This window comes from Methylophaga sp. UBA3603, assembly GCF_002375335.1.
In the GTDB taxonomy this organism is placed as follows: Bacteria; Pseudomonadota; Gammaproteobacteria; order Nitrosococcales; family Methylophagaceae; genus Methylophaga.
Map to the genome: position 1 here is coordinate 16,567 of NZ_DFMC01000005.1, position 22,955 is coordinate 39,521.

Sequence of the window (22,955 nt, forward strand, 5' to 3'; positions counted from 1 at the left end):
TCAACAGATTCTAGTGAATTCAGTCATAACAATTTTAGCTACGACAAGAACCAACCCGGATTTGCAACTGTCAAGTCGTGAAGCTAAATTTTTAGTAGAAATCTACTGACAGCAGCTCTACAAACTGTCAGGCTGAACTAAAGTCATAAAAAATAACAAACATCTACAGAGAAATAGGCAAATAAAGCATGAAAAATGGAAATGCGGGTATCAGTAAACTCTGGTTTTGGCTTGGATTAAGTTTATTCGTGGTGATGTTCCTGCTACTTATGGTTCAGATAGACAGGCAGTGGACCAAGATGGATGAAATGACCCGTATTATGGAAGAGCAGGCCAAGGATATCCGCTCGACGCGTGGTTTATTACGTAATCTTGAAAAAACGATTCGTACGGCCGATTTCAGTAGTGCTGCCAACACCTCCTTTTCAGACCAATCAGTCACCAAAGAGACAGATGCTTTTGAACGTGCCCGCCGAGCGACTGAACACGAAGAGTATGCCCAGGGAGATTGGTTGATGATGGCGTTTGGCAGCAATATCCGCACCTTAACCCCCCTGGTTTCTGCTGACGCATACTCCGCCGAAGTTCAACAATATGTGCTGGAATCATTACTGGTCAGAAACCCCGAAACACTGGAATGGAATGGATTGCTGGCAGAAGACTGGTCAACTTCTGCTGATGGTTTGACGATTACCTTTGCACTACGTCGTGATATTTCGTTTTCAGATGGTGAACCATTAACCGCTAAAGACGTAGAATTTACTTTTAATTTCATTATGAATGAGGCAATAGCCGCACCCCGCAGTCGTGCATATCTTTCGCGCATAGAGCGGGTGACTGCCTTGGATGATTACCATGTGGAATTTGTCTTCAAGGAACCCTACTTTAATAGCTTACAACTGGCCGGCAGTCTGGAAATTTTACCGGAACATTTTTATGGACGCTTTCTTGATGATCCCCAGACGTTTAATGAAAGCCGGGGCTTATTGCTCGGCTCAGGTCCATTCCGTTTAGCCAATCCTGAAGGATGGTCTCCCGATGCAGGTGTCGTTGAACTGGTACGTAACCCTCGCTATTGGGGACCGGTCAGTGCTTCTTTTGATCGCATTGTCTGGCGAATTATCGAAAATGACAGTGCTCGTTTAACCACTTTCCGTAATGGGGATATTGATGTCTACAGTGCTCGTCCACGTGAATATCAAACGTTACTGGATGACAAAGACATCATCGAACGCAGTCAGAATTTTGAATATATGAGTCCTACCGCAGGTTACAGTTTTATTGCCTGGAATCAGGAACGTGGCGGTGAAAAGACTATATTTGCCGATAAACGGGTGCGGATCGCAATGTCCATGCTCACCGATGTCGATAGAGTATTAGAAGAAATTTTCCTGGGATATGGACAACCTGCAGCCAGCCCCTTTATGCCGGGCTCGGCTCAGCATGATAAGGCTAATGAGGCAATTGGCTATAATATTGAAAAAGCGCGTGAATTATTATTGGAAGCCGGTTTTCAGGACAGCAATAATGATGGTGTATTGGAAACCCCGGATGGTGACAATTTTGAGTTTTCGCTGACTTACTTTCAGGACAGTGATGATACTCGCCGCATGGTGCTGTTTCTGAGAGATTTATATGCTCGTTCAGGCATTATCATGAAACCAAATCCCACTGAATGGTCGGTAATGGTAGAAAATATCCAACAGAAAAACTTCGATGCCATCACCTTGGCCTGGACATCAGGTATCGAAATCGACATCTATCAGATGTTTCATTCCAGCCAAACCGTTGAAGGTGGCGATAATTTTATCAATTACCGAAATCCTGAGCTGGATGCCATCATTGATGCAGCTCGTGGGGAAGTAAATGAAGAAAAGCGCATGAATTTATGGCATCAGGCAGAGAAAATTCTGGTGCAGGATCAGCCTTATACTTTCCTCTTCCGTCGCAATACCATGGCCTTTATTGACCGGCGCATTCATAACCTGGAAAAAACTGCATTGGGACTTAACCTGATGACTGTCCCGGTCGAGATATATGTCCCGGCCGAACTGCAGCATAGTCGCTAGGCGTTAGACAGACATGCTGAATTATTTGCTGCGACGCATCTTACTGATGATTCCGACGCTGCTCGGAATCACTATTGTAGTGTTTACTGTTATGGCTGCTGCTCCGGGCGGTATTAGTGCCCAGTCGCTGGTTGATGGCATGGAACTGGAACCGCAAAGCCGTCAGGCCCTGGAAGACTATTACAACAAATTGTATGGTCTGGACCAGCCCGCCCCGGTGCAATATGTCCGTTGGTTAAATAATATTTCACCGATTGGTTTTGAAAGATTAGCTGATGGTAGCTTTGGTGAGTTTTCATTGTGGAAAGGTCCTGATCTCGGCACCAGCTTTCGTTATGGCAGACCAGTCACCGATATGATTGCTGAACGACTACCAATCACCTTGTTACTCAATCTGATTTCAATACCACTGATTTATGCTCTGGCAATCGGTATCGGCGTACAAGCCGCTCGCCAACGGGGAGGACGATTCGATGTCACCTCCAATATTTTCCTGCTCGGCTTATGGTCAGTACCGAGTATGCTGGCTGGTGTTTTGTTTATCGGCTTTTTTGCTTCAGAGCAATATTGGCGCTGGTTCCCAACCGGGGGTTTGATGCGCCGCGAAACGGCGGATCAAACATTCCTTCCATTATTTAGCAGCTTTGGCGATGTGTTTATTACCGTGTTGTGTGTGGCATTGATAACGGTTGCTTTGATCAGTGCTGCAGTAAGTTTTTCATTAAAAAAGCGGCAGTATGCCGGGGTCATTGTGGGGGCTCTGCTAGGGTATGCAATGGCGTTTAACCTGCATGGTCAAGCTTTTGGGGTGTTGCATCTATTTTTGATTCCATCCATGGCTTTATTGTTCAGGTTACTGGCTGGGCTGAATAATATTGCATTGAGAATTATCGTAGCCGGAACCTTTGGAATAGGACTCGGATTAGCCATATCGCGATTACTCGGAGTGGACATTCTGCAAGGCGGCTATCTACTGGATCGGTTATGGCATCTGGTATTGCCTGTTATCGCACTTTCATATGGTGGTCTGGCCTTTCTTGCCAAGTTGACGCGTTCATCTTTATTGGAAAACCTAGCCGCTGATTATGCCCGCACGGCAAGAGCGAAGGGAGTGGATGAAGAAACAGTATTATGGCGTCATGTCTTTAGAAACTCACTTTTGCCACTGATTACAGTATCGGCCACTTTATTGCCCAGTTTGTTAGCGGGGTCAGTCATAGTGGAAAGCATTTTCAGTATCGATGGGATGGGCAAATTGGCAGTTGAAGCGGTGCAGACCCGTGATCGTGAGCTGGTGTTATCGGTCACATTGATTTCCGGTCTGCTGACATTAGTCGGCTATTTACTGGCTGATATTGCCTACGCAATTGTTGATCCGAGGGTCAGTTATGACTGAGCAAGTCGTCGATATTCCAGTCAAGCAACCGTCTAAATCCTGGACCCAACAGGTGGTTTCTTCACTGTTAAAACGCACCAGCGCCAAAATCGGTTTGGCCTGGATTGGGCTTTTAGTGTTAATCGCCACCTTTTCACCCTTTCTGGCAAGCAGTCACCCGCTTTACATAGTTGTGGACGGACAGGCTTCCAGCCCATTACTGCAACATATGGAACCACTGGACTGGGTCTGGTTGAGTGGTTTTTTCATAACCCTGGTGATTTCCGCCTTATCAATTGTTGCCTGGAAAAAGATTTTGTTGTGGGTTGCCAGCATTGCTGTGGTGTCATTTATTGCTTACTCGAGCGTAACACCGCCGGTACTGGTGGTATATGAGCATTACCGCGAAATGGAAGCTGCCGGTAAAGTCGACAATATCATTCGGGCACCGATTCCATATTCCGCTAAGGATTATCTGCGTGATTATGCCGACACCGGGATTGAGTCACCCTTATCAGTAAACGAACGTACCCATTGGATGGGTACTGACGAAAATGGGGCAGATGTAGCATCCCGAATGATCCATGCATCCCGTATTGCCTTGGGAATTGGTTTTATAGCTACCGGAATTGCCTTGGTTATCGGAACCATTATTGGTGGTCTGATGGGCTATTTTTCAGGCATTGTCGATATTATTGGCATGCGGCTGGTGGAAATTTTTGAAGCTATTCCAACCCTCTTTTTGTTGTTGTCATTCGTGGCGTTTTTTGGCCGTTCCATTTACATGATGATGGTGATTATTGGGATAACGGCCTGGTCGGGCTATGCACGTTATGTACGTGCCGAATTTCTCAAGCTTCGGCAGCAGGATTTTGTTCAAGCGGCCATCGCCAGTGGTTTACCGCTACGATCCATTTTATTTCGTCATATGTTGCCCAACGGGCTGGCTCCATTGCTGGTCGCGACCAGCTTTGGTGTTGCCTCTGCAATTCTGGCTGAAGCGACGCTAAGCTTTCTTGGTCTGGGTTTAGTCGATGATCCTTCATGGGGACAGTTGCTTAATCAGGCCGTGCAATCCTCGACCTTTAACTGGTGGTTAGCGGTTTTCCCGGGTGGTGCAATTTTTATGACGGTATTCGCCTATAACCTGTTGGGTGAATCATTGCGTGACGCCGTTGATCCCCATACCAATCGGGGGATGCAGTCATGACGTTACTGGAAGTTGAAAACCTGGTAACAGAGCTGGGTGAGGGCGATAACTGGTTACGGGCGGTTGATAATATCAGTCTGGCGGTTGAACCCGGCCAAACCTACTGTCTGGTCGGTGAATCCGGTAGCGGTAAATCTGTGACAGCGTTATCGATCATGGGATTATTACCGCATGGTCATTACCGGCATCCTGACGGCCATATTAGGTTAACGGATCCTCAGGGACAATTACCTGAAATAGCCTTACTCAATGCGGATGACGAAACGCTGCGATCAGTCCGTGGCAGTCGTATCGCGATGATATTTCAAGAGCCAATGACCTCACTTAATCCCGTGCAGACGATTGGCGAACAACTGGAAGAGGTATTGCTGATACACCGTCCCGAACTGGACGAAGAGGCACGTAAACAGAAAATTCTGGCAGCACTGGCAGAAGTCAGGATTCCGGACCCCGAAGGTCGGATTCGGGAGTATCCCCATCGGTTATCCGGTGGTCAACGCCAGCGGGTGATGATCGCGATGGCGCTGATTTGTGAACCGGCATTATTAATTGCGGATGAGCCGACCACTGCCCTTGATGTAACGGTCCAGGCTGAGATTCTCAAGCTGATGCGTGATTTACAGACCAAATATGGAATGGGCATGTTGTTTATTACCCATGATTTTGGCGTGGTTGCACAAATTGCTGATGTGGTCGGGGTGATGCGTAAAGGCAAACTGGTGGAAAGTGGTAAAACGGCAGATGTCTTACGTAATCCACAACATGAATATACCCAGAGCCTGATAGCCGCATTACCGGAACGGCTGATCAGACCAGACAGGCCGGTGAAACCAGAAAAAGTCTTATTGGAAGTCAAAGACGTCTCCGTATATTTTCCAGTGCGTCGCGGCTTAATGCGTCGGGTAGTCGATCATTTTCGTGCCGTTGAAAACGTTTCGCTGCAGGTCAATGCAGGAGAGGTTGTTGCTCTGGTAGGTGAGTCTGGTTGCGGTAAAACAACATTAGGGCGAGCCTTGTTACGTCTGCAGGAAGTGACATCCGGCAGTATATTTCTTGAAGGCCAGGATATCACCCAGGTATCTGCTAAAGCGATGCGGCCACTGCGAAGACGGATGCAGGTAGTGTTTCAGGATCCGGGGTCAAGTTTAAATCCACGTCTGCCGATTCATACCACGTTAATCGAACCGATGCGGGTTCATGGTATTGGCAGTAGCGATGCTGAACGCACCCAAATCGCAGCGCGGTTCTTGGACAGGGTTGAGATGCCAACCGATAGTCTATGGCGCTATCCACATGAGTTTTCCGGTGGTCAACGTCAACGTCTTGCCATTGCCAGAGCTTTAGTGTTGGAACCACGCTTTATATTGTGTGATGAAATAACATCAGCTCTTGACGTTTCCGTGCAGGCCGGTATTTTGCGGTTGTTAAGACAGCTGGTCGATGAAGAGGGTATTGGCATGTTGTTTATCACGCACAATATGGGCGTTGTGGATTATCTGGCCGATCGCATGGTGGTCATGCATAGAGCACAATTAGTAGAATCCGGTAATACCCAGGAAATCATGAAATCGCCACAGAATGAGCATACCAAAAACCTGCTGGATGCCGTGCCACGGTTAGATGACAACTATCTGGCTTCTGCCATTTAAAGCTGACAGATAATTAATTTAACGTTATATCAACTTTTTGTGGCCCCTAAGGTCTGCATAGATAACAAGCCCTAGGGTTTAACTTACTTCTAGCCAAAGGATTTTATGATGCGTTATGTCTTACTATTAATATCAAGTTTAATGCTTTCTTTCTCGGCTCAGGCAGCAGAGTCCTGTCCTGAATTTCTGGATTATGAATTGCCCAAACTGCATTCTAACGAAACAGTCAACCTCTGTAAAGTGGCCAATGGCAAGCCATTACTCATCGTTAATACCGCCAGTCACTGTGGTTATACGCGCCAGTTTGAAGGGCTGGAGGCCTTGCATCAGAAGTATCAAGAAAGTGGTTTGATGGTAGTGGGTTTTGCCAGTAATGATTTTAACCAGGAAGCAAAAGACGAAGCCGAAGCTGAGCGAGTTTGCCGGGAAAACTTTGGCGTGACCTTTATCATGATTGCTCCGAGTTTTGTAACGGGTCAGAAAGCCAATCCGGTGTTTCAGGAAATTAACCAGCAAAGCCAAGAACCTGGCTGGAATTTCAGTAAATACCTGATTAATGCCGACGGCAAAGTCGTTGCCGCTTTTCCCAGCAAAGTTAAACCAAGTGATAAACAGGTGACGGATGCCATTGAGTCATTGCTATAATTCAGACATTTACGATTAAAGAACCGAAGGCTTATTAAAAGTAGAAAATTATTTTTGATAAGCCTTTTTTTTATGCAAGTATGCAACGTATTTTGCTTTAGACGCTCATTAGACTTCACTCAATCTCATCAAATGTATCTACAGAGTGACAGTTTTCAGATGCGATTGAGTTTTTAGCCAGCGACTAAAAGCTATCATTCTTATTCCTAATCTAACCTCACCAAACAAATTGTATTAGACAATAGATTTTAACTTCTCAATCAACATAAATGTTTACTGGTTATTTTTTGAAACTGTGCGCAACTATCCGAATCACAAAGAGTTTTTAGTGTGTTTTCCCTATCAAGACGATATCCTTAAGATATGACAAAACATATCAACCAATTATTTTTTAACCGTACGCTTGTAGTCTTTATGCTGCTTGCTGTGTGGTTTATTGGTGCGATGAGTTTGCGTTATTTTTACCACCAACAAGTCTCTGGTTATAAAAATCCGATTAATGAGCAGATCAATCAGCGGGTCGGCATGTTATCGGTGTTACAAGCCGAGTTGATTGATAAAGAATTTTCTTTTGTAGGAGCAAACCTCAGACAGCTTGGCGCTATGAGTATTGAGGCACCGCAGCAAGTCGCTGCTTACGCTGAAAGACTCAAAAATCTAAATCCCACCATATGGCAGCTATATGTTGCCGATAGCAAAGGTGTAATTACATTTTCTACCAATCCCGGATCTCAACAGCCAATTTCGGTAAGGGATTATTTTACCGAACACATTCAAAACGAACACACCAGTTTTTTCATTTCCTCACCGAGGCAATCCATTATTCAAGAAAGTGCACTATCTATCATGATGAGCTATCCGATTCGGGATAGTGAAGATAAGTTTAGGGGAGTGGTGGTGGCGACCCTTAAAAATGAAGACCTGACTGCTCAGCTTGGAAGCATTACCAAGAACAAAAATATTTCTGCTGTATTGACCGATCAGTCCGGCAAACTCATCTGGTCATCCAGTATGTACGAAGGACTGCATAAAAGTGATATTTATAGTTTATGCAAAGATCATAAATATCTGGCCTCAACTGAGCTGGGTATTCATCGGGTTCAATTAGAGAACAATGCCCAGTGCGATTTTCAGTTTCTGGATAAATGGGGAATGTTCTCCATTGTCGCTGAAAATCGTGCGTCGGCCGATCAACTCATAAGACAATATGAACAACAGGTGGTGACGCGAAATATCATCATTTTGATAGTTTTCACGCTGTTATTAGTATTTTTAGGTAACCAACTGCTCAAACAGATTGAATCCAGAAAACTGTTAGCGGTGCTTAATCAGCGAAATAAAGCCATTATTGATGCGATGCCTGATTTACTGCTGACTATGCGGGTGGATGGCAAAATAATTGACCATGAAGTAGAAGATAGTTTTCCTTTATTGGTTGATGCCGATAAATTAAATGGCATGAATATCAAACAACTGCTGGACCCAGATCTGGTAGAGAGAAAACTCGCGTTGATGGCTGCCACAGTAAAGACGGGAGAACCGTCAACGATTGAATATCCATTGGTATTAAACGGCAAAGAATATTATTTTCTGGAACGTCTCACCGCCCTGGATGATAAACACGTACTGGCGTTTATTATTGATATTACCAGTAGAAGAGCGGCTGAAGTTAAGCTGGAATGGCAGGCCTTTCATGATGGATTGACTGGACTTCCCAACCGCCTAATGTTCTTTGAGTTTTTAAATAAACTGATACAGAACTATCGGCGTCATAAACGTGAATTTACCATCTTATTTATTGATTTAAATGGATTTAAAGAAATTAATGATAACTATGGTCATCATGTGGGGGATGAGATCCTTAAACATACCGCCAACCAACTCGGCAGCATCCTTCGTGAAACAGATACCGTAGCCAGACTGGGCGGTGACGAATTTGCAGTTTTATTACCCGAAACCTCACCAAGCCAGGCCCAACGGGTTATTAAATCCATTGTTGAAACTATTAAACAACCGCTAATTCATAATGATAAAAGCCTGTCGGTCACAGCGAGCATCGGTATGGCTGCCTGCCCACAGGATGCCACCTCGGCAGATGAGCTTTTAAATGCTGCAGATAAGCGGATGTATGACGTTAAGTTAACCGAACGATAATTCTGTTCTCAAACACCGATTCACTATTTTCTTTTTAATAGCCCCAGACTCCTTCCTTTTAGGTAATATTCCAATAAAAGCCCTGGTAAAAATTACTGCTGTTAAATGAAATTTTTATAGAGCTTGTTTTATATTTCCCCATCGTTTTTATCAGTTGACGTTATAAACCTTCCTTACTAAGCGCTTTTAGGCGCTCAGCAAAAGGTTGGCATATGCATTGCAAAAATTCCTGACAGATAGAGAAATCAAAACTCTCAATGCAAAGGAGATAAACCATGATGCATGTAAAAGAAATTATGAACACTGAAGTTACAACGATCTTGCCTTCGACGCTGGTTAGAGAAGCGGCTCAAATCATGCGAGACCAGGACATCGGCTTTCTGCTTATTGCTGATGACAATACCTTAGTCGGTACGATAACGGACAGAGATATTGTGACTCGCGGCGTATCTCAGGTGAATGATTTATCCGAGATTTCAGTTGATGAAGTGATGACTGTAAAAGTCCTTGCCTGCCATGAAGAAAATACCATTGAAGAAGTGGCTGTACTGATGAATGATGAACAGATTCAAAGAATGCCTGTATTCAATGATGAAAATACTTTGGTGGGCGTCGTCAGTATTGGCGATATGGCTCAACATTTAAATTCTGTCCAGGTAGGACAAGCCTTGAAGGGAATTAAAGAAGGCGTCCATACCACTCATTAATATTGAGTAAGGAAATTATCATGAGTGAAACCATGGAAAAAACAAATATTGTTGAGAAATTGAATGATCTTATAGAAATGGATTATGACGCTATTTCAGCTTATCAAGCCGCCATCGAGCGACTTGAAAATCCACAGTACAGAGATCAGTTAAATGTATTTATGCAGGATCATGAAAATCATATCGCCGTTCTCAGCCAGATAGTTTGCCAGGAGGGTGGTGCACCACCAGATAAGGGTGATTTGAAAAAAATCCTCACCAATGGCAGCGTACACATTGCTCAATTGGCAGGTGATGACGGTATTTTGAAGGCCATGCAGTTGAATGAAGTCATGACCAATAATCGCTATGAGGAAAATGTCCAAGAAGCTTTTCCTGAGCCAGTGAATTCAATTTTGCAAGATCATTTGGCAGATGAACGTCGTCATAAAGAATGGCTGGAAACAACACTTCATCATCTGCATGAGCCACATTAAACGCCTCACCAACGGGTGAGGGGACGCTTCTGTCTCTCACCCGATTTTCAAACAGTTCACTTCGCGACGTTGCTTCACGACCATTACCAGTAACGTTTTTAACTTACTATCAGGAGTACTTTATGAGTGCCACCGATTCCAACCATCAGTTAAAAGCTCTGTTTTTGAACTGCACGTTAAAACAGTCGCCAGCCACCTCAAATACGGATGCCTTTATTGATGTTGCCAGCAAAGTATTGAACGATCTGGAGGTCGAGACAGAAACCATAAGGGTGGTCGATTACCATGTAAGTTTTGGTAATACTTCGGATGAAAAAGGTGAGGATGAATGGCCAAAAATTCTCGAACGTATTTACGCTTCCGATATGCTGATTATCGCGACACCGATTTGGCGTGGCGATAGAAGTTCGGTGTCTAAAATGGTCGTTGAACGTATGGATGGCATTATGAGTGAAGGCAATAACAAAAATGGTCAATATCCCACTTTTAATAAAGTGGCTGGCGTCATGGTAGACGGTAATGAAGATGGTGCCAAAAAAGCCTCCGCCAGTATTATGCTGGACTTGTCCGAGCAAGGATTTACGCTACCGGTCAATGCGTTTACCTACTACGTTGGTGATGCCGGTCCGGGACCGAGTTATATAGAAGCCGGTGGCGATAAACACTTTTTTACCAATAATATGACCTTGCTAATGGTGCATAACATGGTGCAACTGGCACAAACACTCAAAGCCAATCCTTATCGTACAGATGTCATTGCTATTGGTGAAAAAGCCAAGCAGATGAGCGACTGACCATGAAGCTCAATGAAGTTGTTCAATTAAGCCGGGCTGACATCTGTCCATTCCCAGCCTTCATGTAAAACCAGTTTATGCAGTAATCTTCGACGCTCATTAAACTCTGCCATGCTGGATTCAAACGTCTTATCACTTTGCAATGTGAGGCCGGAGTGACTGAGAGGTGACAGAGAAGGAAGCGGCGGCACATCCGCCTCAATGTGGCTTAATGCTGAATGGCAACGAGTAAGATAAAGCTGAATGATTTTACGAATATTTAAGATGGTGGATTCTGCTGGCAATAATGATTTGTCAACTCCTGAAACCAGCAGGTTCAGTGCTTCATCCACTGTTGCCAGTTGTAATCCCAGAGAAAACTCTCGTTCGTAACTGTAAAAATAATCTAAAATCGGATAGGCCAAGCGATTTTCTGCACATTGGATTATCTCACCAGACACTAAATGGATGGTCGACTCAAGATCGCGGAAATCCTCTCCATTCCAGGCATTCAGCACCAGATTGGTCATATTGTCACCCAACAACGACAAATAAAAAGCCAGTTTGCGTCGGCTGATAACTCCGTTAAGTAATGGAATGGCATACGAAATCATCAAGGTGACGAGAATTAGCCCATTAAAAGCTGCCACACTGGTCAATATTCGTGAAATATCTCCCACCGGTCGTAGATCGCCGATGCCAAGTGTAGATAAGGTAAACCCCACAAAATAAAAATACCCCACCAGATTTGCCGGTTGCATATCCCCATCTTCAATTACACTGCCTGGCATTCCAATAAAGATTAAGCCCCAGCCCAGCCATAAACCACATAACCAAAACAGCACCAGCGTGATAATAGTCAATGTGCCGGTATGGGCGAGCACATTACGATTTCCCATTTTATAGGAAAGAGATCTCATCACCCATCGCAGCCCTACCGTTAAAGGACCTGCTAAAAAACCACTGCCACGAGTCGTTAACGTCGTCCAGACCGCATCAACCATAATAATAAAAACCAGTACGGCACCGATGAATGTCAGCATGTCATTTCCATAATAAAAAATCAGGGCTATGAAAGATCAACAGCCCCCGGTTAAGAATAATTGAAAAACTTTACGCAAAATTTGTACCCGGCGATTATTTGCGTTCAGAGAAGAGCAACCAATGGATGACCATTAACAAAGTATTTATTCAGTAGGTAATTTTTACCTGATTGCACGAAAATAATTCGTTAACCAACTTAGCTTCCAAATCGTTTATTTATTCTCATCACTCCATAGCAGTTTTACTCAAAGTACTTGAGCCAGTTGGAAGCTTTAAAGCTTTTGATAAGCGTCAACCGGTTTGGATAAAAGTAACGTGGACAACTCGTTACTGCTCCCTAAATACCAATTTATATTAAGAGAAGATATGGAGGTGATCATGGTAATTCCGTCTTTCATAAAAATAATGTTTAACGTCAAAGTCAGTGATGGCGCGGGATATATAGCGAAAACCAATAAATAAATCTTCCCTTATAACTTCAGGATTATTTCCTATATTTTTGACCCTCTTTACGTAGTAAATTGAAGCCCACTCTGTGATTCGCATCACAGACTTGGCCTACATGGTGGTGGTGGGAAATTGAGTCAGCTTCTCACTGCTACAGGCGGGCGAGCCTTTAAAAATTCGCTCAACATGTTTACTGGGAGAGGTCATTTGAGTACTGCCGCTTTATACCAAGAAGTAGATGTCTGTAATGTGAATACCATAACGCAAACAAGAGATTCACTGATTACAGAGCTTTATCAATCACATAATAGTTGGCTCATGGGATGGCTATGCAAAAAGCTGGGCTGCAGTTTTGATGCTGCCGACTTGATGCAAGATACTTTCTCCCGTGTCCTGCAAAAAGATGACCTGAGCAATATCAAAGAACCCCGAGCGTATCTCACCACCATCGCCCATGGTTTGATGGTCAATCATGTAAGACGCCGGGATATTGAAGCGGCCTACCTTGATGAAATTGCCAACTTACCTCAGGCAGAAGCGCCTTCACCCGAAACCATCAATATCATGATTGAAACGCTGACCAAAATTGATGAGATGCTGGATGGTTTGCCCAGCAAAATTCGCAATGCATTTTTATGGTTTCAGCTTGAAGGTCTTTCACATGCACAAATCGCTGAACGGTTATCGGTCTCTGTGAGCTCAGTTCGTCAGTACATCGCTAAGGCGTTATTACATTGCATTAACATGTCTTCCTAAACGGCTTGCACAGTTAAATATGGCAAATACCAATACCAAAGCTTTGCACGACGCGACGAACTGGTATGTACAATTAACTTCTGGCAGCGCAACAGAACAAGATCGCCAAGCCTGGAAAGAGTGGCTTAACGCCGATCCGGCCAACAAGCTCGCCTGGCAACAAGTCGAAGAAGTCACCAACTGTTTTATGGGGCTGAATACAAAAACCAGCATGGCTGTGCTGAATAGAAGGTATGTGGCCACACCTGCAATAAATGGAAGAAGGCAGTTTGTTAAAAACCTGGGTCTATTGTTAGCCGTCAGTTCAGCGGGCTGGCTGACTTATAAAGAAAAGCCCTGGTATCACTTTATGGCGGACTACTCCACAGCAAAAGGTGAGGTGCAAAAATTCAGATTGGATGATGGCTCCCGACTGGTTTTAAATACTGATACTAAAGTGTCGATTCACTTTGACGAACAAGTCAGAATCGTCAGACTGCTGCAGGGCGAGGTCTATGTTGAAACGGCACAAGAAACCAATCCTGTTTATCGTCCCTTTATCGTTCAGACCACGCATGGCACCGTGACTGCGTTAGGCACCCGGTTTAGTACCCGCATTTATAACAATCGCAGCTGCGTCAATGTATTTGAAGATGCTGTTGAAGTCAGACCGATTGATGGGCTCGGCGATAAAGTAGTGGTCAATGCCGGTGAAGAAGTGAAATTCACCTCCATGTTGTTCCAGCAAAAAATGTTGTTTGATATGTCAGCAGCTGATGCCTGGACCAAAGGTTTTATCATCGTTGATAACATGCCCCTGGCAAAAGTTATCGATCAATTATCACGATACCGGCGCGGCGTCGTGCGTTGTGATCCGGCGATTGCTGATTTAGAAATCTCCGGCGCTTTTCCAATCACCGATGTGGATGCTGCATTACTCAGTATCGCTAAAACACTTTCTATTCGTATTGAAAGTTTCACGCCCTATCTGGTTATGCTCAAACCCGCCTAAATGGAGGGTCTGTTGGTCTTTCAGAGCCACCACTGCTGGCGGCTATTTTTTTGTCCAACAAGGCGAAAATGATGCGATGTAGTTGTTCTACATAAATCATTTTCAACGCCGTAGGGCGGAAAAATAGCTCCAGCCCTTCGGGTTGAGGCTGAAAATGCACCACTCTTCGTTGCTCCTCGTTTATTTAGAATAACTACAAAAACGCCGGGAGCGTTTTTGAGCGTCAGCCCCGAAGGGGGGAGATACACGGATGTATCTCACAGACTGCTCTCCTCGCGCCTTGATTGGTACATTTTCAGTCACAACAGAGGCGGCTATGAAAGACCAATAGACCCTCGTATTCAAAAAATTCAAAAATAATTTCAAAAAAAATTGTCACTTTCCGATTTTCGATTGGCATAGCTAATAGAAGAACAAAATAAGATCGGAGAGAGAATGTTGAATTTGCACAATCCGGGCAAACTCTGCCTGAAGAAAAAGTTTTATCGTTATCTATCAGTAGCCTCACTGAGTATGGCTTCAACTATGTCGTTGAATCATATTGCAATGGCAGCAGATGAAACTGTGCAGGAAGCACCCAGAAAAAACTATTCCATCCCAGCGGGACCATTAAGTAAAGCGATCTCAGATTATGCCGCCGAAACCGGCGTGCGTTTAACCTTTGATCCCTCCATCGCCAAGGACAAACAAACCAAAGGCCTGGATGGCGAATATTCTGTCGATGAAGGCTTTAACCGTCTTTTAAGAGACAGCGGACTTGAAGCGATCGACGATCAAGCTGGTGGATATTTTCTAGTGCCAGCATTACCCGCTTTGGGCGAAGAAGCAACCTTGACACTGGAAAAGGTCAATGTTCGTGCACAACGTTTCTATGAGATTGGCCCAATGCCAGGTCTTGGACTCACCAAAGAAGAAATTCCCGGGAACGTGCAAAGCATCAGTGCTGAAGAGATTAGAGATGCCCGATCTCTAAGTATGACCGATTTATTTAACTCAAAACTCCAGGGGGTCACGGTTAACGATTACCAGGGCAACCCCTTCCAGATGGACATTCAATACCGCGGTTTTACGGCGGGGCCACAAATCGGTACGCCACAAGGGTTAAGTGTTTTCTTAGATGGTGTCCGGGTCAACGAGCCCTTCGGTGATGTAGTGAACTGGGACATGATTCCGATGAACGCGATTGCTGGTGTAGATGTGTTTCCGGGTTCCAATCCAATTTTTGGATTAAACACCTTGGGCGGTGCATTCACCATGAAAACCAAAGATGGTTTTAACTTTACAGATACTGTTTTTGACGTGATGAAAGGCTCCTTTGGTCGTGAACAATTACTGGCAGAGAGCGGCTGGAATAATGGCACCATTGCATTCTTCGGGGCAGGCAGCTTTTTTATGGAAGATGGCTGGCGGGAAAATTCACCAAGTGAGGTCAACCAGTTTTTTGGTAAAGCCAGTTATCGTGGTGACAAACTGGATCTACATCTTAGTACGTTAATTGTAGAGACAGATCTGGTTGGTAATGGGCTGATTCCAACTGAAGAATATCGACAAGATCGAAATGGTGTTTTCACTTCGCCTGACGTCACCGAAAACAGACTGCAGCAATTTCAGCTAGCAGCTGCCTACCAAGTCAATGATAAATTCAGCGTCACCGGACAAGTCTATAGACGAAATAGTAAACGGGATTCACAAGGTGCTGATGTTTATACGCAATTTGGAGGCAATGACTATATCAGGCGTAATTTAAATGAAGGAGAGGAATATACTTGTTTGTTTGAATCCAGTAATGATTATGGTCTACCTGATTATTATGTTGTTGCTGATGGTTCTGCAGAGCAAGCGGCTTTCACGAGTTTTGCAAACGCAAGTCTAGAGGATGCTTTTGCAGCAATTGAGGCATTGGACCCGGACGCATTAAATGCAGAGTTGCCTGATTATTATGTTGATTATGCACAAAAATATTTTGCTTATGATAAAAACTTTTACACCGGTAACATTCTGCAACCTGGGGGACTTACTAATTTAGAAAAGCCCACTCCAGGTTCCGATTATCTATACGAGACGCAGAGTAATCTTGCTGGTTTAAAAACTGTTACCGCTCAACCCGGTTTTCTTCAAGGGTTTATTGTTAATTCTTTATCACAAGCTGCTTTTCATTACACCAAAAATGGTGTGAAACAACTTCTTTTAATCAAACCCCCTACTAATGCGGATGTTTGTCAAGGTGATATAAACAATAACCAATTGAAAGTAACTGGTCCTGACGGTGGGTTTCAAACGGCTGATGGCGCTAACTATAGTCAGACCAATCCTGGTGTGATTGATGGTACCCCGACAGCCGTACTTACGGATAATAGTATTGATCAGATAACCGATGGCGCTTCCATTCAATTGAACTGGAACACAGAAAAACACAAATTTATGATCGGTGCCTCAATTGATCGTCCCACAGCTGAATATGCCACTTCACAACAATTGGGTTTATTCACCCCAAACCGTGAATTTTATTATGCTCCTGATGAGATTCGTGATCAGTATCTCGCTGCGGATATACCTATCAGCAATAATAACTTTGAGGGCGAGCAATTAACCAAAAGTCTTTATTTCAGTGAAACGTGGAGCCCAGTCAGCAACTGGCACTTCAATGCTTCGGCGCGGTATAACGATACTAAAGGGCATAATAAAATTGCTTCCCGTAACTACGGTACATTTGTTTTCGATTTGACTCAATTGGAAGCATTTCCTGACAGTTATGATATTTGCCCACCTGGAGTTGATTGTCCTACCGGCTATGAAGAAATTGATTCATTAAATTTAAAAAATCCAGAAGAAAGGGAGGATTTTAGTTACTACTCGTTAAATCCCTCTCTGGGCGTGGCATGGGATGCTAGGGATGATTTGAATATTTATGCAAACTTTGCTCAAGGTGTTCGCGTGCCTTCTGTAATAGAACTGGGTTGCGCTTTGGATAAAACACCTGTTGGCTCGAAGGGTACTTATAAAAGTCTTCAAGAGAATCGTTCATGTTCTCTGCCTTCAAATTTATCGGGTGACCCCTATTTGCCTCAGATAAAAGCCGAGACATGGGAAATTGGCGCCCGTGGTCTTTGGGATGAATGGATTCAGTGGAATATCACAGCCTACCAAACTAATTTAAAAGATGATCTCTATCTGATTACTTTTCCTGGTAATCGTAACTTCTTTGACACCATTGGAGATACCCGCCGACAAGGGATTGAATTGGGTATATCTGGTCAAAAAGACAGATGGGGATTTAGTGTCAACTATGCACTGACGCACGCGACCTTTGAAGATGATTTCACCATTGCAGGTAATGACAATAGCAGCTCCTATGAAGATTTTATCGGTAATTACGACTATAGCCGCTTGATAGATGTTGGGCCGGGAGATCGGATGCCAGGTGTTTCTTTACATAATTTAAATGCCACGGTGAGCTATATGATTACCCCTAAATGGGAGATTGGGGTAACAGCGATTGCACACTCAGAAAGTTATGTACGTGGTAACGAAAACAACAAACACCGTCGTGGTGTAGTACTCACCGAAACAATTGATGATGGTGGTGTACAAACGGTTGTAACCAGAAAACCCACTAGTAATCCGGGTAAAGTGCCCGGTTATATGACGTTTAATGTCCAAAGTACCTATAACTTTAATGAAAATTTAAGCGTCAATCTGTTAGTGAATAATGTGTTTGATCATGAGTACTTTACCGCTGGAACCTTAGGGCGTAACCCATTCTCACCAGGAACCTATGGCGCAATTGGACCAGATGGTTATAACCATAACTCTCTGGAATGGGATAGCACAAACTTTGTGGCACCGGGTGCACCAAGGGGGGCATGGCTTAGCATGAGATGGCGGTTTTAATAGTTTAGGGATATGAAATCAAGGCAGTGTATTTGTGACTGCCTCAAAAGGGATTCAACCACAACCTTGGTAAGTATTAAAGGCACGAACTAAAGAGTGTGGTGAATAGGTGATTCGGACAGCCACATATGCCCGTCTATTGTTAGGGACAGAGGCATAGTAAAAATTCTAAGGAGGCAGATTTTTTACTATTCATTACCTGAGTTTGGTTCAGTAGAAAACTGATGAGAATTGGATAGGAAGTAAATCTGATGCCAACTTTGATCCGATGAGTTTTTTAAGACACAGATACGCAAGTTTTTGCTTAGAACTTGAGCGAAGGGTGTACTTGTTTCCCCAGTCAGGTACACCCTTTTTTTTGTTAGAAATCCTCATAAATTTTTATATGATTTAGGGGGCGGTGCCATAAAAGGTCCTAAACCCTGAAAAACTAAATAAGTCGGTAAATAGTGCAAGGTTTAAGTAAAGCAAGCATTAGCAAGAGATAAATTTCATGCAGAAGAGAGCATAAAAAATATAAATCCATTAAGGAATGAAATGGGAGGAAAGGGAATGGAGAACAAAAAAACATTAACTGGCTTTACGATTATTGGCTTATTAATAATAGTCATCCTGATTGCTCTCATACTGACTTTGGCGGCACCCCAATATATGGAATCAGTCGATCGTTCAAAAGAGAAAGTGCTGCGCCATGACTTGATTGTGATGAGAAGTGCTATCGATCAGTATTTGAATGATCACAACGAATACCCCAGTAGTTTGCAAGATTTGGTTGAGGGAAAATATTTGAGAGAGGTGCCAATTGATCCCATTACGGATAGTGAAGATACATGGATCTTTAGTAAGCCAATTTCAGATGAATATGCTGGCAGTATTGCAAATGTGTTTAGTGGCTCGCAGCTGACTTCCTCAGAAGGAACGCCTTATGCAGAATGGTAATACTAGTCCATTCAATTAGGTTGCATGTTATTCGGCACAATTTGTCTATTGATTTTTACAACTTAAAATCTAGCTACTTAGGGGGGTATGGCTTCATAACGGTAATACTGATACCGCCAGAACTGATTAACGATGGGCGAGACGTGATTTCATCTAAAACAGCAGTTTGGCAGCCGTTAACGTTTAAGTCACCAAATTCAAATTAAGGATATTTTCCCTTTCACTTTCGTTGGTTTTCGCTAGAAAGGCTGCTGAATAGAGCCGATTATTTTAGTCATAGAGAACGTTTTTAAAAAAATTCCAAAAAAAATTGTCACTTTTGCATTTTCAATTGGCATAGAAGGTAGGGAGCCATAAAAACTTAACGTTTTTTTGGGACCCAGACCGATGAAGATATGCAAATAGTTTGGTGTTCTGAGGCAAGTTCGCAGTTTAAATCATCAGTATTTTGATATTAGGTCAGTTTTTTCTACTCACTTAACGAAGGAAAGCGCTTCTATGGATTCAGTACCAGATATAGTTGATGCGGTACTTATTTTTCTCGCATTTTTATCGGTCCTGATCTGGGCTGTTGCTATCACCAAGTTTGTTGTCTTTTACCGTAATACTGGTTATGACCGTCATTTTTTAAGGCAGTTTTCGCAGATAAAACATATTGATGAATTGCCTGAGATAGTTGCGTCGACCAAAGGCAGATTATCACGCGTTTGTCAGGCAGGATTAGCTGAATTAGCGTCATTACAGGATATGAATGGTGATGGCATATCGCCAGAAGACAAACGCCAGATTTTACTGCATGCACTTCGGCAACAAGCGCATATCGAACAAACCCGGATGGAAAATGGATTGTCAGTGCTGGCCAGTGTCGGATCCACCGCACCGTTTATCGGTCTTTTCGGTACCGTCTGGGGCATTATGAATGCACTTAAAGCTATCTCAGCTACGGGGTCAGCCAGTCTGGATGTCGTAGCGGGCCCAATTGGTGAAGCGTTGATCGCCACTGCTGTCGGTATTGCTACGGCGGTGCCTGCTGTTCTGGCTTATAACTACTTTTTGCGTAAGGTGCGTCTTTCTGTTGCCACCATGGATAACTTCGCTTCAGCGTTTCAGTTATTAGTACTGAAATCCGGTGGTCAATTTGATGAAGTGAATTGAGCCAAAAAAGCGGACAGCGGTATTTATTAAAATCAAACATCGACTTTAAAAGCAACCGTCTTAACTTTTTAAGGATTCCGTTATGGCAATGAATATGGGTAGTGATGACACTGCAATGAGTGAAATCAATGTGACGCCTTTGGTAGACGTTATGTTGGTATTGCTGACGATATTTATCGTTACCGCACCTTTATTAACCAACGCGGTACCGGTTAATCTTCCTAAAGCAACGTCCGATCTTTCTTTAACTCAGCCAAATACCATCAGTATTAGTGTGACCGATGATGGTACGGTTTATTTTACCGATGAGGCCGTTTCTCAGGAGGAGCTTGATTTGCGATTACTGCAGACGGCAGAGAATGCTGACAGTACCGTTGAAATTTTTGCTGATGAGAAAGCCGAATATGGCAAAGTGGCTAAGGTTATGGCTTCCATTCAGCGAGCGGGCATTACTAAATTCACATTTGTCATGCAGCCTGAGACGATAAATTAACCATGATTCATTGGCTGAATACTGCTGTGAACACCTGATATGACAACTACTCTGGTCCCGGATTTTTCATCAGCTCAGGCCATTGGCTCTGATCGAATTATTCCAGGTTTTTTGCTGGCTTTAGCAATTCATATTGGTTTATTAATATTGTTTCTACCAGTGATTGAATATTCACCGCCAGCTGCCCCCATGCGGATTGCTGTACAAGTGACTCAGCTTCAAGAGATCGAACCGGTTGAAGAAGAACCCGAAATAGTCGAACCGGAGCCGATTCCTGAGCCGGTAGAACTGATAAAGCCTCCAGTTATTGATAAACAAATCCTTGTCGCCAAAGACGATACGCCACCAGAACCCGAAGAGCTGGTTGTGCTTGAAAAGGCACCTGAAGAGGAAGTTGTTGAAGAAATAAAGCCGGTAGAGCCACCGCCCAAGCCAGAGCCGGTAAAACCTGAACCCAAAAAAGTCGAAAAGCCCAAACCAAAGGTGGAACCCAAGCCGGAAAAACCTAAAGTTATTGAGAAGCCAAAACAGGAATTACCGATAGCCGAACCGAAAGTGGCTGAAGTGATTGAGCCTGAAACTGATGAACCCATAGATGAGGAGGTAGCGGAAATATCACCGTTGCCATCATCCACGGTCAGTTCAGAAAATGCTTCCTCAACCAGTAAAGCAGTCAATGCCACCGGTGATAACCCAAACGAAGATAACAGAGGCGGGACAGATGAAGTTGATCGTAACGAAGCCTGGAAAGGTTACGGCCAATTGCTTTACGCCATGGTTTCCAAAAATAAAAAATACCCCCAACAAGCCATTCGCCGTAATTTGGAAGGCATTGTTATGGTCAGCGTAAGGTTTGATAAAGGGGAGATGGTCGAAATAAACATCATAGGACAAGGCAGTGGACATCAAGTCCTGGATAGAGCTGCTCGCGAGATGTTAGAAAAAGCCGTAAAAGAATTGCCTGTGCGAGGCAACCTGTCGAATAAATCGTTTACCGTCGTTGTGCCAGTGGATTTCAAATTGACAGGGTAGGTAGATAAGTCCTGAACGTTATAGGCATTTGCTTGAAACAACAGCAATTCAAACAAAAATGCAGCTATCAAATTATTAGTTATGGGGCCTGACAATGAAGTAGGTTTGGTTTTATTCCTGCAATTAATATCCTTTATGACTATATTGATTAGACACTATTTTCAAGGACATTTTTAAATGGAATTTTTATTTATATTGCTTTTAGTAATCTTCGCAATAGTCATGTACAAACTCTCTGGATTTGGTGGGAGAGTGAAATTAGGTCAACCGAATCAAGAAACATATCCCTACTTTAAAAATACAGCTTTACTTACCCCTGCTGAAATATCCTTCCGACACAGCTTGAAAATTGTTGTCGGAGATTCCTATGACATAAATTCTAAAGTTCGCCTAGCAGACCTTATTTCTGTGCATAAAGGATTACCGAAATCTGAATGGTCTAGATCTTTTAATCAGATAAAAGCAAAGCACGTAGACTTTATTTTGGTGGATAAAACAACTACGGAAATTCTATGCGGTATAGAGTTGGATGATTCCTCTCACAATAACCCAAAAAGACAAAATCGAGATAGCTTTTTGGATGCAGCGATGAAAAGTGCCAAGCTTCCGTTACTAAGATTCAAGGCAGAGCAAACATATAATTCTAAAGAGATTGAGGAGGCGATCAATTTAGTTTTAAAACCATCACTCATGAGTCCGGATGAGAGTGAAGAGATAAAAGTTCGAATTGAACCAGATTTGGATGTAAACAAAATCGATGAATTTATTACTGGCAAATGTCCGCAGTGCAATGCTGAATTAGTGGAACGAAAGGCATCAAAAGGGCGTCATGAAGGAGTGAGATTTTTGGGATGTTCAAACTTCCCAAAATGTCGCTATCGTAAGGTGTTAGGTGAAAGTAACTAGTTTATTAATTTTAAGACTTTTTGATGGGCTTCTCCAAAATACTTAAGTAAGTTTATTATTGGTGTGTATGAAAAGCATAGAGAATATCTGTAATTGCTTATTGGCTAAGAGTTAGATAATGATCATTTTTAACTCTATTGGTTATATATTTATTTTTGTATTTAAATTACTACAGAGTAAAGTAATATTTTAGAACGTTGTGGATAATCCAAGGAATAACTGTAATAGCCCCATTTTAAAACG

General features: G+C 43.3%; 18 protein-coding genes. 17 read left to right on the top strand and 1 reads right to left on the bottom strand.

Features of this window, described 5'->3' with window-relative positions; all coding sequences use genetic code 11:
- Positions 1-188: 188 nt before the first annotated feature.
- The 9 genes from B4F66_RS02385 (at position 189) to B4F66_RS02425 (ending at position 11,079) form a co-directional block, all read left to right on the top strand.
- Positions 189-2,069, top strand: coding sequence for a peptide-binding protein (locus B4F66_RS02385; protein WP_292353431.1), 1,881 nt, complete (start codon positions 189-191; stop codon positions 2,067-2,069).
- A gap of 13 nt (positions 2,070-2,082) precedes the next feature.
- Positions 2,083-3,465, top strand: a complete 1,383-nt coding sequence (locus tag B4F66_RS02390; RefSeq protein ID WP_292353432.1) for an ABC transporter permease subunit — start codon at positions 2,083-2,085, stop codon at positions 3,463-3,465.
- Positions 3,458-4,654: an ABC transporter permease gene (locus tag B4F66_RS02395; protein ID WP_292353433.1), complete on the top strand. Its 1,197-nt coding sequence runs from the start codon at positions 3,458-3,460 to the stop codon at positions 4,652-4,654. The genes B4F66_RS02390 and B4F66_RS02395 overlap by 8 nt, the downstream gene beginning before the upstream one ends.
- Positions 4,651-6,303 carry an ABC transporter ATP-binding protein gene (locus tag B4F66_RS02400; protein ID WP_292353434.1) on the top strand — a complete coding sequence of 551 codons (1,653 nt, stop codon included), beginning with the start codon at positions 4,651-4,653 and terminating at the stop codon, positions 6,301-6,303. The genes B4F66_RS02395 and B4F66_RS02400 overlap by 4 nt, the downstream gene beginning before the upstream one ends.
- A 105-nt stretch (positions 6,304-6,408) precedes the next feature.
- Positions 6,409-6,948, top strand: a complete 540-nt coding sequence (locus tag B4F66_RS02405; RefSeq protein WP_292411252.1) for a glutathione peroxidase — start codon at positions 6,409-6,411, stop codon at positions 6,946-6,948.
- A 363-nt stretch (positions 6,949-7,311) separates the two neighbouring features.
- On the top strand, positions 7,312-9,102 hold the full coding sequence (locus B4F66_RS02410; protein ID WP_292411251.1) for a sensor domain-containing diguanylate cyclase: 1,791 nt from the start codon (positions 7,312-7,314) through the stop codon (positions 9,100-9,102).
- Between the two features lie 275 nt (positions 9,103-9,377).
- The gene (locus B4F66_RS02415) at positions 9,378-9,809 is read left to right on the top strand and encodes a CBS domain-containing protein (protein ID WP_292353437.1); all 432 of its coding nucleotides are present in this window, start codon (positions 9,378-9,380) and stop codon (positions 9,807-9,809) included.
- Between the two features lie 20 nt (positions 9,810-9,829).
- Positions 9,830-10,285, top strand: coding sequence for a DUF892 family protein (locus tag B4F66_RS02420; RefSeq protein WP_292353438.1), 456 nt, complete (start codon positions 9,830-9,832; stop codon positions 10,283-10,285).
- Positions 10,286-10,407: 122 nt separating this feature from the next.
- Positions 10,408-11,079, top strand: a complete 672-nt coding sequence (locus B4F66_RS02425; protein ID WP_292353439.1) for a flavodoxin family protein — start codon at positions 10,408-10,410, stop codon at positions 11,077-11,079.
- 26 nt (positions 11,080-11,105) lie between these two features.
- Here B4F66_RS02425 and B4F66_RS02430 read toward each other — a convergent pair whose 3' ends face one another.
- Positions 11,106-12,101: a potassium channel family protein gene (locus B4F66_RS02430; RefSeq protein ID WP_292353440.1), complete on the bottom strand. Its 996-nt coding sequence runs from the start codon at positions 12,099-12,101 to the stop codon at positions 11,106-11,108.
- A gap of 655 nt (positions 12,102-12,756) precedes the next feature.
- Here B4F66_RS02430 and B4F66_RS02435 point away from each other — a divergent pair.
- From B4F66_RS02435 to B4F66_RS02470, 8 genes are all read left to right on the top strand, one after another.
- Entirely contained in the window at positions 12,757-13,305 is a 549-nt protein-coding gene (locus B4F66_RS02435) for a sigma-70 family RNA polymerase sigma factor (RefSeq protein WP_292353441.1), read from the top strand.
- Between the two features lie 19 nt (positions 13,306-13,324).
- Positions 13,325-14,296, top strand: coding sequence for a FecR domain-containing protein (locus B4F66_RS02440; RefSeq protein WP_292353442.1), 972 nt, complete (start codon positions 13,325-13,327; stop codon positions 14,294-14,296).
- Positions 14,297-14,731: 435 nt separating this feature from the next.
- The gene (locus B4F66_RS02445; RefSeq protein ID WP_292353443.1) at positions 14,732-18,187 is read left to right on the top strand and encodes a TonB-dependent receptor; all 3,456 of its coding nucleotides are present in this window, start codon (positions 14,732-14,734) and stop codon (positions 18,185-18,187) included.
- 552 nt (positions 18,188-18,739) lie between these two features.
- Positions 18,740-19,126, top strand: a complete 387-nt coding sequence (locus tag B4F66_RS02450) for a type II secretion system protein G (protein WP_292353444.1) — start codon at positions 18,740-18,742, stop codon at positions 19,124-19,126.
- Between the two features lie 498 nt (positions 19,127-19,624).
- Positions 19,625-20,281 carry a MotA/TolQ/ExbB proton channel family protein gene (locus tag B4F66_RS02455; protein ID WP_292353445.1) on the top strand — a complete coding sequence of 219 codons (657 nt, stop codon included), beginning with the start codon at positions 19,625-19,627 and terminating at the stop codon, positions 20,279-20,281.
- A gap of 82 nt (positions 20,282-20,363) precedes the next feature.
- Positions 20,364-20,774, top strand: a complete 411-nt coding sequence (locus B4F66_RS02460) for an ExbD/TolR family protein (RefSeq protein WP_292353446.1) — start codon at positions 20,364-20,366, stop codon at positions 20,772-20,774.
- Positions 20,775-20,813: 39 nt separating this feature from the next.
- The gene (locus B4F66_RS02465) at positions 20,814-21,806 is read left to right on the top strand and encodes an energy transducer TonB (RefSeq protein ID WP_292353447.1); all 993 of its coding nucleotides are present in this window, start codon (positions 20,814-20,816) and stop codon (positions 21,804-21,806) included.
- Between the two features lie 177 nt (positions 21,807-21,983).
- Positions 21,984-22,712: a DUF2726 domain-containing protein gene (locus tag B4F66_RS02470; RefSeq protein ID WP_292353448.1), complete on the top strand. Its 729-nt coding sequence runs from the start codon at positions 21,984-21,986 to the stop codon at positions 22,710-22,712.
- The last annotated feature ends 243 nt before the right edge of the window (positions 22,713-22,955 follow it).